Below are 15,354 nucleotides of genomic sequence, written 5' to 3'. Positions count from 1 at the left end.
CCGCATACCCGACACCAGAGCAACGACTGACCGGGGCCCATGCAGGGAGTTCAACTGGATGGATGAAGGGTACCTCCTGCATCATTGCCCCGACGGTGCCTGGCGATATGCTGTCGACCTGGCCCGCAGCCATCGGAAAGCCGCCCCATGCCTTCGAGAAAACCGCCCGCCCCCGCCCCTGAAAATGTCGCCGACCTCGGCCTGGAAAGCCTGCAGGTGCGCCGCGAAGCCATCTACCTGGCGCTGTCCCAGGTGCCCGAAGGTTACGTGGTGAGCTACGGCGAGCTGGCCCGCATGGCCGGCCTGGGCCGCTCGGCGCGCCTGGTGGGCCGCGTGCTCAGCCAGTTGCCGGAGGGCTCGCGTCTGCCCTGGCACCGGGTGATCGCCGCCGGCGGGCGCATCAGTCTGCCGCTGGGCAGCCCGGGCGGCGACGAACAACGGGCACGATTGCGCGCCGAGGGAGTCCGAATCCACAACGATCGGGTGGACATACGTCGGCATGGCTGGCTTCACGCCGGGCTCTGCTAGTAGAGTTCGCGATAATTTTTTGCGTGCTGGAAACCTTTCATGAAGAAGCACTCCTGGCGAGAGGCACTGGTTGCCTACAAGTCTCCCGCCAGTCTCGCGCTTTTGCTGCTCGGCTTCGCCGCCGGGCTGCCGACGATGCTGGTCTTCACCACCCTCTCGGTGTGGCTGCGGGAAGCCGGCGTGGCGCGGGAAACCATCGGCTTCGCCAGCTGGCTGGGGCTGGTCTACGCGTTCAAGTGGGTGTGGTCGCCGATGCTCGACCAGTGGCGCCTGCCCATCGTCGGCCGGCTCGGCCGGCGCCGCTCGTGGCTGGTGTTCTCCCAGGCGCTGATCGCCATCGGCCTGCTCGGCATGGCCCTGTGCAACCCGCAGAGCCACCTGCCGTGGCTGATCGGCCTGGCCCTGGTGGTGGCCTTCGCCTCGGCCACCCAGGACATCGCCATCGACGCCTACCGCCTGGAGATCGCCGAGAACACCCGCCAGGCCGCCCTGGCCGCCTGCTACATGACCGGCTACCGCGGCGCCGTGCTGCTGGCCAGCGCCGGCGCGCTGTTCCTCGCCGAATGGCTGGGCTCCAGCAGCCTGCACTACAGCCAGGCGGCCTGGGGCCTGACCTACGCGCTGTTCGCCCTGCTGATCCTCCCCGGCCTGGTCACCAGCCTGCTGATCCGCGAGCCCGAGGTGAACGTCCAGCCGCAGGCGGTGGGCAACTCCGCCTACGCCTTCAACCACCAGCTGCTCTCGGTGCTGCAGTTGCTGGTGCTGCTGATCTCGGTGCCGGCCATGCTCACCGCGCTGACCAACCAGGCCTGGCCGCGGGCGGCGCTCTACGCCCTGTTCATCGTCCTCTGCCTGAGCCCGCGCGGACGCAAGCAGATCCGCCCGGTGCGCGAGCTGCTCTCGCGGGTGCGCCGGCCGCTGCTGGTCGCCGCCCACGGCAAGGGCGTGCCGCAGTTCGACTTCGTCCACCAGGCGGTGTCGGTGATAGTGCTGATCATCCTGCTGGTGACCGGGACAGCCATGACCAACTCCGCGGGCGCCGGCAAATGGTGGCTGGCGAGCCTCTACCTGCTGATCGCCCTGAGCTGCCTGTCGGCCCCCGGCCGCCTGCTGATGGCGCCGGTGCTCACGCCCATCACCGAGTTCATCCGCCGCTACCGCTGGCAGGCGCTGCTGCTGCTCGGGCTGATCTCCACCTACCGGCTCTCCGACACCGTGATGGGGGTGATGGCCGGGGTGTTCTACATCGACATGGGCTTCTCCAAGGAAGTGATCGCCACCGTCAGCAAGCTGTTCGGGGTGATCATGACCCTGGTCGGCGCGGCGGCCGGCGGCCTGCTCATCGCCCGCTTCAGCATCCTGCCGATCCTGTTCATCGCCGGCGCCGCCTCGGCCGGCACCAACCTGCTGTTCGCCATGCTCGCGCACATGGGGCCGATCACCGACCCGAGCGTGATCAGCGAAGACGTCTTCACCCTGCTGCGCGAATTCGAGCCCCACGTCAGCATGTTCGTGCTGACCATCATGCTCGACAACTTCAGCGGCGGCCTGGCGGCCTCGGCCTTCGTCGCCTACCTGTCGAGCCTGACCAACCTGAAGTTCTCCGCCACCCAGTACGCCATGCTCAGCTCCACCATGCTGCTGCTGCCGCGCTTCATCGGCGGCTACTCGGGCAAGATGGTCGAGCACATGGGCTACGAGCATTTCTTCTTCGTCACCGCTGTGCTCGGCATCCCCACCCTGCTGCTGATCGGCTGGCTATGGATGCGCCGCGACAAGGGCATGCCCGACGGCGTGCCGAGCGAGCCGGAAGAACCGGCAGCCACGCGGCACAGTGCCGAGCGCAGCGGCTGAGCTGCCTTGGGCGGGCCCTGCCCGCGATTCGCGCGCAGGGCGCGCTCCTACAGGGGAATCTGCACCGAGGCGCCTTCGTAGGATGGGTTGAGCCTGCGAAACCCATGCGGTCATGGCGATGGGTATCGCTTCGCTCCACCCATCCTACGCCAGAATTCCCCCTTGACCTGTAGGAGCGGGCCCTGCCCGCGATTGCGCCGGCAAGGCCGGCGCAGAAACGCAAAAGGCCGGCGATATGCCGGCCTTTTCCATGGACTCGCCCTCACTCGGCCAAGGCTTCTTCCTCGGAGCCCCTGACCACCCGCACCACCCGGCTCGGCAGGGCCAGGTCGATGCCGCGGTCGCGCAGGCACAGGCGCACCTGCTCGTTGAGCATGAAGGTCACCGCGCCGAAGTCGGCGTTGGCGGTCCACAGGCGCAGCGACAGGGTCACCGAGTTCTCGCCCAGGGCCGAGACCACCACCACCGGCGCCGGGTTCTTGAGCACGCGCGGGTCCTGGGCCAGTTCCAGGAGGATGCCGCGGGCCGCGTCCAGGTCGGCGTCGAAGGCCAGCTTGATGTCGAAGATCACCTGGCGCGTGGCCTGGCTCGAGACGTTGGTGATGATGCCGTTGGACAGCGCGCCGTTGGGCATGATGACCGTGCGGTTATCGCCGGTGCGCAGCACGGTGTGGAAGATCTGGATGCTGTCCACGGTGCCGGAGACGCCCTGCGCCTCGATGGCATCGCCGACCTTGAACGGACGGAACAGCAGGATCAGCACGCCGCCGGCGAAGTTCGACAGGCTGCCCTGCAGGGCCAGGCCGATGGCCAGGCCGGCGGCGCCGATGGCGGCGACGAAGCTGGTGGTCTGGATGCCGATCATCGAGGCCACGCTGACCACCAGGAGGATCTTCAGCGCCACGTTCACCAGGCTGCCGATGAAGCCCTGGAGAGTCTTGTCCACCCGCTGGCTGGCCATCAGCCCGCCCACCCGGCGGGTCAGCAGGTTGATCAGCCACCAGCCGATCAGCAGGGTGATCAGCGCCAGCACGGCGTTGCCCAGGTAAGTCAGCACCACCGGCATCCAGGCCTCTGCGCTCCGTACTAGCTGGTCGTAATTCATGTCCATGGAATGGGGCCCCCTTGGTTTTCGATTATTAGAAATACGAACGCCATGGCGAACCATGGCGATCGGTATTCGCCGAGCGGCGCTCTATTTGCGACGCCGCCCGGACAACGAGGTTCCGCTCAATCGCGGAAGTTGTTGAACTGCACCGGCATGCCCAGGGACTCGCCGCGCAGCATGGCGATCACGTCCTGCAGGTCGTCGCGCTTCTTGCCGGTGACGCGCACCTGCTCGCCCTGGATGGCGGCCTGGACCTTCATCTTGCGGTCCTTGATCAGGCCGACGATCTTCTTCGCCAGGTCCTTGTCGATGCCCTCGCGGAAGTTCACTTCCTGCTTGACCACCTTGCCAGAGGGGTAGGCATCCTTGAGCTCCATGCACTGGATGTCGATCTTGCGCTTGATCAGGTTGCTGCGCAGGATGTCGAGCATCTGCTCCAGCATGAAATCGGCCTCGGCGGTCAGGGTAACCGACTTGTCCTTGGGCTCGAAGCTGCACTTGCCCTTGAGGTCGAAGCGGCGCTCGAGCTCCTTGCCGGCGTTGTCCAGGGCGTTGGTCAGTTCGTGCTTGTCCAGTTCGGACACCACGTCGAACGAAGGCATGTCATCTCTCCAGATGGACGGCGCGATCCGGTTCACACTCGGGCACGCGCCTGGCTTGACGGTAAAAATGCGCGCTCATTATAACTGAGCCACAAGCACGCGCCCGGCCCAGAACCGGCGAATCCCCGCCTCCTCCGAGTTCCCTGCCCCATGCCAACCAACCATCTGAGCATCCTGGTGGTCGACGACGCGAAATTCTCCAGCGCCATGATCGGCCGGGCGCTGAGCCAGGCCGGCTACCAGAACGTGCGCTTCGCCAGCAGCGCCAGCGAGGCCCTGCAACTGCTGGAACGGGAACCGGTGAGCGTGCTCCTGGCCGACTGGCTGATGCCGGAGATGGACGGCCTGGAGCTCACCGCGCGGGTACGCCAGCTGGACGAAAGCGGCGACCACTACACCTACATCATGCTGCTCACCGGCAAGGAGGGCGACAACGCCCTGGCCGAGGCCTTCGACCGCGGCGTGGACGACTTCGTCAGCAAGACGGCGATGAGCGAGCAACTGGTGCCGCGGGTGCTGGCCGCCGACCGCCTGTGCAACACCCTGCAGCGCCTGCTGGTGGAGAACCGCCTGCTCACCGAGAACATCAACCGCCTGGAAGAGCGCAACCTGGTGGACGCCGCCACCGGCCTGGGCAACCTGCGCTACCTGCGGCAGAAGCTCGCCGACAGCATTCGCCAGGTGGAATCCCGCGGCGGCGCGGTGTGCTACCTGCTGATCGGCATTCCCGTCCTGCTGGAGCAGGACGGCCAGCACTTCCCCGGCTTCCACCAGGAGCTGCTGCACGGCATCGGCCGGCGCCTGCAGCAACTGGTGCGGCCGCTGGACGTGCTGACGCGCATCGACGAGCAGCACTTCGGCCTCATCACCCTGATCGACGACCTCCAGGAATGCTCGCCGAGCAGCTTCCGCCGCCTGCACGAAGGGCTCAACCTCAAGGCCTTCAAGACCAGCCGCGGCTTCGTCAGCCTGAAGGCCGGCATCGGCCTGGTGGGGCTGGACGCCAAGTCCCTGCCGCTGCAGGCCGAAGAGGTGATGGAACAGGCCCGCCAGCTGCTGCCCGACGCCTATGCCAGCGGGCGAATCAACGCCAGCCGGCTGCCCGGGGTGCGCTAGACTTCGCTGTACGCCCATCGACACGCGAAGCCCACCATGAACTGGACCATCCTCGGCGCCGGCAGCCTCGGCAGCCTCTGGGCCGCCCGCCTGGCCCGCGCCGGCCTGCCCGTGCAGCTGCTGCTGCGTGACCGCCAGCGCCTGGCGGCGTACCGCGCCCGCGGCGGCCTCACCCTCTGCGAGGACGGCCGCGAGAGCCTCTACCCGATCCCCGCGGAAACCGCCGGGCACCTGAACGCCCCGATCCAGCGCCTGCTCCTGGCCAGCAAGGCCTACGACGCCCAGGAAGCCGCCGCCAGCGTGGCCGCGCACCTGGCGCCCGGCGCCGAGATCATCCTCCTGCAGAACGGCCTGGGCAGCCAGCAGGCGGTGGCCGCGCACCTGCCGCGGGCACGCTGCCTGTACGCCTCCAGCACCGAAGGGGCGTTCCGCGACGGCGACTTCCGCGTGGTCTTCGCCGGCCGCGGGCAGACCTGGCTCGGCGACGAGCGCGGCGGCCCGGCGCCGGCCTGGCTGGACGACCTGCCCCGCGCCGACATCCCCGTGCAGTGGAGCGGCGACATCCTCGAACGGCTGTGGCGCAAGCTGGCGCTGAACTGCGCGATCAACCCGCTGAGCGTGCTGCACCACTGCCGCAACGGCGAACTGGCCGGCCATGCCGAGCAAGTCGCCGGCCTGTGCGACGAACTCGGCCAACTGCTCCACGCCTGCGGCTACGACACGGCAGCGCGGGAGCTGCAGGGCGAAGTGGAACGGGTGATCGCCGCCACCGCGGCCAACTATTCCTCCATGTACCAGGACGTGGCCAACGGGCGGCGCACCGAAATCGCCTACCTGCTCGGCCATGCCTGCGCCGAGGGCCAGCGCCGCCACCTGGCGCTGCCCGGGCTGAACGCCCTGCACCGGCGCCTGCGCGACGCGCTGCGCCAACGCGGATTGCCCGAGGCCTGAGCGGCGGGCTAACCTGCCCGCCCCCGCTTTCGATCGCCGAGCCCCTATGCCGTCCTTCATCAACCTGCGCCAGCGCCTGGAAAACCTGCCGGTCGGCCAGAAGATCCTCGCCGCCCTGCTGGTGCTGCTGGCCACCGTGTTGCTGGCGGCCAACCTGGCGTTCATCAGCGCGGCCTACTGGATCTCCCAGGACAGCGTGGCGCCCCAGGCCCTGCAGACCATCGGCCGGCTGATCGCCAACCCGGCGCTCAGCTACCCGGCGCTGAGTTCCCCGGAGCAGGCCGATACCCTGCTGCACCAGCTCGACGACTACCAGCCGTTGCGCGCCGCCGCGCTCTACGACGCCAACGGCACGCGCATCGCCCAGTCGCCCCGGGAAGGCTCGCTGCCCAGGCACCTGGAGGACCTGGAACGCTGGCGCGCCCACGAATACCGCCTCAACGCCCTGTTCGAACTGCCGCAGCCCGGCGGGCGCAACGGCTACCTGCTGCTGGTGGCCAGCAGCGAGCTGCCCGGCGCCTTCTACACCGGCACGCTGACCGCCAGCCTGGCGATCCTGGCCGTCAGCGTGCTGCTGTGGATGCTGATCGCCCGGCAGATCCGCCGCCTGATCACCCGGCCGATCCGCAGCCTGGAAGAGCTGTCGCGCCAGGTCACCCGCGAGGAGAACTACTCGCTGCGCGCCGAACGCGGCAACGCCGACGAGATCGGCCGCCTGTCCGACGCCTTCAACACCATGCTGACCCGCATCGAGGCCCGCGAGCAGCAGCTCAAGCGTGCCCGCGACGACGCCCAGGACGCCATGGCCCAGGCCCAGGACCTGGCCGAGGAAACCCGCCGCTCCAACCGCAAGCTGGAGCTGGAAGTGCAGGTGCGCAGCAAGATCGAGAAGAAGCTCACCGGTTTCCAGCACTACCTCAACAGCATCATCGACTCCATGCCCTCGGCGCTGATCGCGGTGGACGAGCAGCTCTACGTCACCCAGTGGAACCAGGAGGCCAGCCGGCTTTCCGGCACCAGCCTGGACGACGCGGTGAACCAGCCGGTGTTTCTCGCCTTCCCTTCGCTCAAGCCCTTCCTGCTGCAACTGACCCGCGCCGCCGAACAGCACAAGGTGGAGCGCGTGGAGCGCGTCACCTGGGCATTGATCGACTCGCCACGGCACTACGCCCTGACCTTCTACCCGCTGATGGGCGGCACCGGCCGCGGCGCGGTGATCCGCATCGACGACATCACCGAGCGCCTGGGCATGGAAGAACTGATGGTGCAGTCGGAAAAGATGCTCTCGGTGGGCGGCCTGGCCGCCGGCATGGCCCATGAGATCAACAACCCGCTGGGGGCCATCCTGCACAACGTGCAGAACATTCGCCGGCGGCTGTCGCCGGAACTGCCGAAGAACCTGGAAGTGGCGGCCGAGGTGGGCGTCGCCCTGGACGACCTCAACCACTACCTGGAGGCGCGGGAGATTCCCAAGCTGATGGACGGCATCCAGTACGCCGGCTCGCGCGCCGCCAAGATCGTCACCCACATGCTCGCCTTCAGCCGCCGCAGCCACCGGCAGATGGCTCCCTGCGAACTGCCCTCGCTGATCGAGCAGGCGGTGGAGATCGCCGGCAACGACTTCGACCTGGCCGGCGGCTTCGACTTCAAGTCGCTGGAGATCGTCCACGAGTTCGATCCGCGCCTGGGCCCGGTGCCGGTCATCGCCAACGAATTCGAGCAGGTGCTGCTCAACCTGCTGAAGAACGCTGCCCAGGCCATCCACCTGCGCGACGACGAAGAGGAAGGCGAGCACGGCCGCATCGTCCTGCGCACCCGGCTCAACCCGCCGTGGGCGGAAGTGCAGGTGGAAGACAACGGCTGCGGCATGCCGGAAACGGTGCGCAAGCGCATCTTCGAGCCCTTCTTCACCACCAAGGAAGTGGGCCAGGGCACCGGCCTGGGCCTGTCGGTGTCGTATTTCATCATCACCAACAACCACAAGGGGCAGATGGAAGTGCAATCGGAACTCGGCCAGGGCACCTGCTTCACCCTGCGCCTGCCGCTGGGCGACGAGCCCGTGGCGCCGGTGGCGCTGCCGCCCCCGCAGAACAAGGAGCTCTGAGGCATGGGCTATCGCCTGTCGAAGATCTACACCCGCACGGGCGACGCCGGCGAGACCGGCCTGGCCGACGGCAGCCGGGTGCCGAAACACCACCCGCGGATCGAAGCCATCGGCTGCGTGGACGAGCTGAACAGCCAGCTGGGGCTGCTGCTGGCCGACCTGCAGGAAGCCCGCAGCGCCGCGCTGGACCAGTTGCTGACGGTGCTGGCGCCGGTGCAGCACCGCCTGTTCGACCTCGGCGGCGAACTGGCGATGCCGGAATACCGCGCCCTGGACGACCACGAGGTGGCGCGCCTGGAGCAGGCCATCGACGCCTGGAACGAGGAACTGGAACCGCTGAAGGACTTCATCCTCCCCGGCGGCTCCCGGCTGGTGGCGCAGATCCACGTATGCCGCGCCCTGGCGCGCAAGGCCGAGCGCCGCTGCCAGCAGCTCAACGCCGAGGAGCCGCTGGAAGGCGCCGGGCTGCGCTACCTGAACCGGCTGTCGGACCTGCTGTTCGTGGCGGCCCGCATGGCCGCCAAGCGCCAGGGCGTCGCCGAAGTGCTGTGGAAGGCGGCGGAAAAGCCCGCCTGAAACAAACTGTAGGAGCGGGCCCTGCCCGCGAATCGCGTGCAGGGCGCGCTCCTACAATGGGAATGGCATGAGTGGGGTAGCGTAGGAGCGGATCTCATCCGCGAATCGCGCCGATACCTCCGGCTATCGCGGACAGAGTCCGCTCCTACGGGGAAACGCCATGCCTCACGGCAAAACTGTAGGAGCGGGCCTTGCCCGCGAATCGCGCGCAGGGCGCGCTCCTACAATGGGAATGGCATGAGTGAGTGGGGCAGCGTAGGAGCGGATCTCATCCGCGATCCGCGCCGATACGTCCGGCTATCGCGGACAAGGTCCGCTCCTACGTTGCTGGGGAACACGGCTTTTCGTAGGAGCGAGCTTGCTCGCGAACAGGAACCGCTGCGGGGCTCATTCGCGAGCAAGCTCGCTCCTACGAAGAGCACCTCGGTACGGCCTGGCTGCTCCGGCCTACGCCCCGGCCTTCGGCCAGAGCGCGCGGATGCCCGCCACGCCCTGGGCGCCGATCTGCCAGGCACGCTCCAGGTCCTGCGGGCCCAGGCCGCCGAGGAGGAATACCGGCTCGTTGAAGCCTTCCACCAGTTGCTGCGCCACATCCCAGCCCAGCGCCGGTTCGCCCGGATGGCTCTGGGTCGGCTGCACTGGCGACAGGGTGATGAAGTCCACGCCCATGGCGCTAGCCAGCGCCAGTTCCTCGGCGCCGTGGCAGGACGCCGCCAGCAGGCGGTCCTGGGGGAACGGGCGGCCGTTGGGGGCGTACTTGCGCAGTTGCTCGGCGGTCAGGTGCCAGCCGGCGGCGGGGAAGTCGCCCAGCCATTCCAGCGGACCCTTGAGCATCAGTTGCGCCTTGCCCGCGCACAGCCCGACGGCGTCCACCGCCATGTCGCGGTACTCCGGGCTGTACATGTTCGGCGCGCGCAGCTGGATCAGGCGTACGCCCTCAGCCACGGCGGCGCGGATGCCTTGCAGGACTTCCTGCGGCTCCAGCCCGTCGGGTGTGATCAGGTAGCGCTCGGGCAGCCGCGCGGCCTGCACGATGGGCCGGTTGGCGGCGGGGAATTCGTAGTCAGGCAGCTCCCGGGGAGCCACCCAGGCCAGCGGCTGGCCTTCGGCGCCATGGGGTTCGCCGGAGAACGCCGAGACCTCCCAGACGTCCAGCAGCACCTGCTTGTCCGGGTAGTCGTGGGCCACGCGGATCAGCGGCCGGGCGCGCTCGACGCGGATGCCCAGCTCCTCTTCCAGCTCGCGGGCCAGCGCGGCCTGCACCGGCTCGCCCTCCTCCACCTTGCCGCCGGGGAATTCCCACAGGCCGCCCTGGTGCTTGTCGTCCGGGCGCCGGGCGATCAGCACGCGGCCATCGGCGCCACGGATCACGGCGGCGGCGACATGTACTCGTTTCACAGCATTACTCCTCGTCGGTTGCCGGCGCTCAGGGGCGCTCGGCCAGCGCGGCCTGCAGCCAGGGCTGGAAGGCCGCCCACTGGTAGATGGTGTCCACGTAGGCCTTGGCCAGCGGCGGCAGCTCCACGGCGTAGCTGCGCAGGCGCGTGGCCACCGGCGCGTAGAAGGCGTCGGCGATGCTGGCGTGGCCGAACAGGAACGGCCCGTCCTGGCCGAAGCCCTGGCGGCACAGGGTCCACAGCTCGATGACGCGGGCGATGTCGGTTTCCACTTCGGGCGGCACCTTGGCCAGCGGCTTGTGCCGCTGCAGGTCCATGGGCATGTGCGAGCGCAGGGCGAGGAAGCCGCTGTGCATCTCCGCGCAGATCGACCGCGCCAGCGCCCGGGCCGCCTCGCCGCGCGGCCACAGGTGCGCCTCGGGGAAGCGTTCGGCCAGGTATTCGGCGATCGCCAGGGAATCCCAGATCACCCCGTCCTCGCACTTGAGCACCGGCACCTTGCCGGTGGGCGAGTGCTCGCGGATGCGCCGCGCGGTGTCGACGCCGCCCAGCGGGATCAGCACTTCTTCGAATTCCGCGCCGGTCAGTTGCATGGCCAGCCAGCCACGCAACGACCAGGACGATAGGTTCTTGCTGCCAATGACCAGTTTCATCGCTCGTTCCTCGCGCCGGCTGAAGGCTGAAGGCTGAAGGCTGAAGGCGAAGAGCGTATCACCCCGCGCCGGACATCAAGCTCTATCGCTCGTACCTACAGCCTTCAGCCTATAGCCGCTTTCAAGTCCTGTATTCCGCGTTGATCTTCACGTACTCGTGGGACAGGTCGGTGGTCCAGATGGTCTCGCTGCAGTCGCCGCGGCCCAGCTCGATGCGGATGGTGATCTCTTCCTGGGCCATTACCCGCGCGCCCTGGTCCTCGGTGTAGCTGGCGGCGCGGCAACCGCGGCTGGCGATGCAGACTTCGTCGAGGAAGACGTCGATCCTGCTGACGTCCAGGTTCGGCACGCCGGCGTAGCCGACCGCGGCCAGGATGCGGCCCCAGTTAGGATCGGAGGCGAACAGCGCGGTCTTGATCAGCGGCGAGTGGGCCACGGCGTAGCCGACGTCCAGGCACTCCTGGTGGGTGCCGCCGCCGTTGACCTGCACGGTGACGAACTTGGTGGCGCCCTCGCCGTCGCGGACGATGGCCTGGGCCAGCTCCATGGACACCTCGATCACCGCCTGCTTCAGGGCGCTGAACAGCGCGCCGCTGGCCTGGGTGATCTCCGGCAGCGCGGCCTGGCCGGTGGCGACCAGAATGCAGCTGTCGTTGGTGGAGGTATCGCCGTCGATGGTGATGCGGTTGAACGACTTGTTCGCCGCGTCGCGCAGCAGGTCCTGCAGCACACCCTGGGCGACCTTGGCGTCGGTGGCGATGTAGCCGAGCATGGTGGCCATGTTCGGCTTGATCATGCCGGCGCCCTTGCTGATGCCGGTGACGGTGACGGTGACGCCGTCATGCACGAACTGGCGGCTGGCGCCCTTGGGCAGGGTGTCGGTGGTCATGATGCCGGCGGCGGCCTCGGCCCAGTTGTCCGGGCCCAGGGCAGCCAGGGCGGCCGGCAGCGCGGCTTCGATCTTGGCCACCGGCAGCGGCTCGCCGATCACCCCGGTGGAGAACGGCAGCACCTGGCTTTCGTCCACTCCGGCCAGTTCGGCCAGCTTGGCGCACACCGCCGAGGCGTTGGCCAGGCCCGGCTCGCCGGTGCCGGCGTTGGCGTTGCCGGTGTTGGTCACCAGGTAGCGCACCGGCCCGAGGAAGCGCTGCTTGCACAGCAGCACGGGCGCGGCGCAGAAGGCGTTGGTGGTGAACACACCCGCCACGCTGGAGCCTTCGGCGCAGCGCATCACCACGACGTCCTTGCGACCGGGGCGCTTGATGCCGGCGGAAGCGATGCCGAGTTCGAAGCCGGGGACCGGGTGCAGGGTGGAGATGGGGCCGAGACCGACAGCCATGGATGTGCTCCTCAGGAAAAAGGGTGGATCGAATGTGAAAAACGCCGCGAGCGGCAGGGCCGGTCGCGGCGTCGGGGGTTACGACGGCAGGCGGATCAGTTCACCTGGCCGTGGCAATGCTTGTACTTTTTGCCGGAACCGCAGGGGCACAGCTCGTTGCGGCCGATCTTCGGCTCGGCGCGCACCGGCTCCAGCGGCACGACCTGGCCCGGGCCCTGCTCGCCTTCTTCGCCTTCCTCGGCATCGGGGGCCTGGTCGATGGACGGCGCCTCGGCATGCTGGAACTGCATGCGCTTGGCCATTTCCTCGGCTTCGCGGCGCAGGCGCGCCTCTTCCTCGGCCGGGTCCTCGCGGCGGACCTGGACGAAGGACAGCACGCGGATGGTGTCGCGCTTGATCGAGTCCAGCAGTTCCTGGAACAGGTTGAAGGACTCGCGCTTGTACTCCTGCTTCGGGTTCTTCTGCGCGTAGCCGCGCAGGTGGATGCCGTGGCGCAGGTGGTCCATGGTGGACAGGTGGTCCTTCCACAGGTCGTCCAGCACGCGCAGCAGCATCTGCTTCTCGAAGGTGCGCAGGGCCTCGGCGCCGGCCAGATCTTCCTTCTCGTTGTAGGCGGCGACCAGCTCGGCGAGGATCTTCTCGCGCAGGGTCTCCTCGTAGAGCTTCTCGTCGTCGTCCAGCCACTGCTGGACCGGTAGCTTCAGGCCGAAGTCGCTGTACAGCGCGGCTTCCAGGCCGGCGATGTCCCACTGCTCGGGCAGCGACTGCGGCGGGATGTGCTGGCTGATGGTGTTGTTCAGCACTTCCTCGCGGAACTCGGCGATGGTGTCGCCGATGTTCTCCGCGGCCAGCAGGCTGTTGCGCATGTGGTAGATCACCTTGCGCTGCTCGTTGGCCACGTCGTCGAACTCGAGCAGTTGCTTGCGGATGTCGAAGTTGCGGCCTTCGACCTTGCGCTGCGCCTTCTCGATGGCGTTGCTGACCATGCGGTGCTCGATGGCCTCGCCCGGCTGCATGCCCAGGGCCTTCATGAAGTTCTTCACCCGGTCGGAGGCGAAGATGCGCATCAGGTTGTCTTCCAGCGACAGGTAGAAGCGGCTGGAGCCCGGGTCGCCCTGGCGGCCGGAACGGCCCCGCAGCTGGTTGTCGATGCGGCGGGATTCGTGGCGCTCGGAGGCGATCACGTGCAGGCCGCCGGACTCGATCACCTGCTGGTGGCGCTTCTGCCACTCGGCCTTGATCTGGGCGATCTGCTCGTCGCTGGGGTTCTCCAGGCTGGCGATCTCGGCTTCCCAGTTACCGCCCAGGAGGATGTCGGTACCACGGCCGGCCATGTTGGTGGCGATGGTCACCGAGCCCGGCGCACCGGCCTGCGCGATGATCTCGGCTTCCTTCTCGTGGTACTTGGCGTTGAGCACCTTGTGCTCGATGCCGGCCTGTTCCAGCAGCTTGGACACGTACTCGGAGGTCTCGATGGACGCGGTACCGACCAGGATCGGGCGGCCCAGGGCCTGGCTCTGCTGGATGTCGGTGATGATCGCGGCGTACTTCTCTTCCTGGGTCAGGTAGACCAGGTCGTTGAAGTCCTTCCGCGCGACCGGGCGGTGGGTCGGGATCACCACCACGTCCAGGCCGTAGATCTGGCGGAACTCGAAGGCCTCGGTGTCGGCGGTGCCGGTCATGCCGGACAGCTTGGCGTAGAGGCGGAAGTAGTTCTGGAAGGTGGTGGAGGCCAGGGTCTGGCTCTCGGCCTGGATCGGCAGGTTTTCCTTGGCCTCGATGGCCTGGTGCAGGCCTTCGGAGAGGCGGCGGCCGGGCATGGTGCGGCCGGTGTGCTCGTCGATCAGCAGGACCTGGTCGCCCTGGACGATGTACTCGACGTTGCGGTGGAACAGGGTGTGGGCACGCAGCGCGGCGTAGACGTGGGTCAGCAGGCTGAGGTTGTGCGCCGAGTAGAGGCTCTCGCCCTCGCCGAGCAGGCCGGCCTGGCTCAGCAGTTCCTCGACGTAGGCGTGGCCCTGCTCGTTGAGTTCGACCTGGCGGGTCTTCTCGTCGATGCTGTAGTGGCCCTGCTGGGTCACCTGACCCTCGACTTCCTCGATGTGGCGCTTCAGGCGCGGGATCAGCTTGTTGATCTTGATGTACAGCTCGGAGCTGTCTTCGGCCTGGCCGGAGATGATCAGCGGGGTCCGTGCCTCGTCGATGAGGATGGAGTCCACTTCGTCGACCACGGCGAAGTTCAGCTCGCGCTGGAACTTGTCCTGCAGGCTGAAGGCCATGTTGTCGCGCAGGTAGTCGAAGCCGAATTCGTTGTTGGTGCCGTAGGTGATGTCCGAGGCGTAGGCCGCGCGCTTCTCCTCCGGCGGCTGGAAGGGCGTGACGATGCCCACCGAGAGGCCGAGGAACTCGTACAGCGGACGCATCCAGTTGGCGTCGCGGCGGGCCAGGTAGTCGTTCACGGTGACCACGTGCACGCCCTTGCCGGACAGCGCGTTCAGGTACACCGCCAGGGTGCCCACCAGGGTCTTGCCCTCACCGGTGCGCATCTCGGCGATCTTGCCCTCGTGCAAGGTCATGCCGCCGATCAGCTGGACGTCGAAGTGGCGCATGCCCATCACCCGCTTGCCCGCCTCGCGGCACACGGCGAAGGCTTCAGGGAGGAGCTCGTCGAGGCTTTCGCCCTTGGCCACGCGCGCCTTGAACTCTTCGGTCTTGGCCTTCAGTTGCTCATCGGAAAGCGCCACCATCTGTGGTTCGAGCGCATTGATGGCCTGGACCTGCTTGGCCATGCGCTTCACTTCGCGCTCGTTCTTGCTTCCAAAGAGTTTTTTCAACAAAGGCGCAAACATATCGACTGGGTCATCCGAACTTGGGGAATGGAGGGCTGCCCGACTGGCTGGCCGCGGCTTGCATCGACGGCAAAGGGGGCATTCTACTCGGAAACGTGAACGAAAGAAGTGCCCAGGTCATGCCGGGGACTTTCCATGCGCGCACATTGCCCGGCAGGAACTCGGGGGAGGACTGGCAGTCCGCCTGCTTTATATTGTGTCGCGCAGGCAAAGTTCAAGGCTCGACGTCGGCGGGCGTCGGCGCGACGGCCGGCGATGACCGCATTCTGATACCATC

General features: G+C 67.7%; 12 protein-coding genes. 6 read left to right on the top strand and 6 right to left on the bottom strand.

The features are described 5' to 3' along the window. Window positions 1-147: 147 nt before the first annotated feature. Both ACTWJ5_RS06160 and ampG read left to right on the top strand, forming a co-directional pair. A complete protein-coding gene (locus ACTWJ5_RS06160; protein ID WP_444437796.1) occupies window positions 148-528 on the top strand; it encodes an MGMT family protein in 381 nt (126 codons plus the stop codon). Between the two features lie 39 nt (window positions 529-567). Next, a complete protein-coding gene (gene ampG, locus ACTWJ5_RS06155; protein ID WP_444437794.1) occupies window positions 568-2,382 on the top strand; it encodes an MFS transporter AmpG in 1,815 nt (604 codons plus the stop codon). A gap of 262 nt (window positions 2,383-2,644) precedes the next feature. Here ampG and ACTWJ5_RS06150 read toward each other — a convergent pair whose 3' ends face one another. Both ACTWJ5_RS06150 and ACTWJ5_RS06145 read right to left on the bottom strand, forming a co-directional pair. Continuing rightward, window positions 2,645-3,493, bottom strand: a complete 849-nt coding sequence (locus ACTWJ5_RS06150; RefSeq protein WP_074977801.1) for a mechanosensitive ion channel family protein — start codon at window positions 3,491-3,493, stop codon at window positions 2,645-2,647. Window positions 3,494-3,612: 119 nt separating this feature from the next. Further along, entirely contained in the window at window positions 3,613-4,092 is a 480-nt protein-coding gene (locus ACTWJ5_RS06145; RefSeq protein WP_249917727.1) for a YajQ family cyclic di-GMP-binding protein, read from the bottom strand. A 150-nt stretch (window positions 4,093-4,242) separates the two neighbouring features. Between ACTWJ5_RS06145 and ACTWJ5_RS06140 the strand changes: the two genes are divergently transcribed. From ACTWJ5_RS06140 to ACTWJ5_RS06125, 4 genes are read left to right on the top strand one after another with little or no spacing between them, the layout of a single operon-like run. After that, on the top strand, window positions 4,243-5,208 hold the full coding sequence (locus tag ACTWJ5_RS06140; protein ID WP_043272385.1) for a response regulator: 966 nt from the start codon (window positions 4,243-4,245) through the stop codon (window positions 5,206-5,208). A 36-nt stretch (window positions 5,209-5,244) separates the two neighbouring features. Beyond that, window positions 5,245-6,159, top strand: coding sequence for a putative 2-dehydropantoate 2-reductase (locus ACTWJ5_RS06135; RefSeq protein WP_256514421.1), 915 nt, complete (start codon window positions 5,245-5,247; stop codon window positions 6,157-6,159). 58 nt (window positions 6,160-6,217) lie between these two features. Next, window positions 6,218-8,263 carry a sensor histidine kinase gene (locus ACTWJ5_RS06130; protein WP_024128173.1) on the top strand — a complete coding sequence of 682 codons (2,046 nt, stop codon included), beginning with the start codon at window positions 6,218-6,220 and terminating at the stop codon, window positions 8,261-8,263. 3 nt (window positions 8,264-8,266) lie between these two features. After that, window positions 8,267-8,839, top strand: coding sequence for a cob(I)yrinic acid a,c-diamide adenosyltransferase (locus tag ACTWJ5_RS06125; protein WP_074977793.1), 573 nt, complete (start codon window positions 8,267-8,269; stop codon window positions 8,837-8,839). A gap of 447 nt (window positions 8,840-9,286) precedes the next feature. Here the strand turns inward: ACTWJ5_RS06125 and ACTWJ5_RS06120 are convergent, their stop codons facing one another. The 4 genes from ACTWJ5_RS06120 to secA all read right to left on the bottom strand — a co-directional run bounded on the left by ACTWJ5_RS06120 (window position 9,287) and on the right by secA (window position 15,077). Next, the gene (locus ACTWJ5_RS06120) at window positions 9,287-10,237 is read right to left on the bottom strand and encodes a Nudix family hydrolase (protein WP_444437790.1); all 951 of its coding nucleotides are present in this window, start codon (window positions 10,235-10,237) and stop codon (window positions 9,287-9,289) included. A gap of 28 nt (window positions 10,238-10,265) precedes the next feature. Continuing rightward, window positions 10,266-10,889, bottom strand: a complete 624-nt coding sequence (locus ACTWJ5_RS06115; protein ID WP_009617934.1) for a glutathione S-transferase family protein — start codon at window positions 10,887-10,889, stop codon at window positions 10,266-10,268. Window positions 10,890-11,010: 121 nt separating this feature from the next. Then, window positions 11,011-12,228 (bottom strand): bifunctional glutamate N-acetyltransferase/amino-acid acetyltransferase ArgJ, encoded by a 1,218-nt coding sequence (gene argJ, locus ACTWJ5_RS06110; RefSeq protein ID WP_043272380.1) that lies wholly within the window; start codon window positions 12,226-12,228, stop codon window positions 11,011-11,013. A 95-nt stretch (window positions 12,229-12,323) separates the two neighbouring features. After that, entirely contained in the window at window positions 12,324-15,077 is a 2,754-nt protein-coding gene (secA, locus tag ACTWJ5_RS06105; RefSeq protein ID WP_444437787.1) for a preprotein translocase subunit SecA, read from the bottom strand. Between the last annotated feature and the right edge of the window lie 277 nt (window positions 15,078-15,354).

The organism is Pseudomonas sp. A6 (genome assembly GCF_052367875.1).
GTDB classification, from domain to species: domain Bacteria; phylum Pseudomonadota; class Gammaproteobacteria; order Pseudomonadales; family Pseudomonadaceae; genus Pseudomonas; species Pseudomonas citronellolis.
This window is presented reverse-complemented; position numbering and strand designations above follow the sequence as displayed.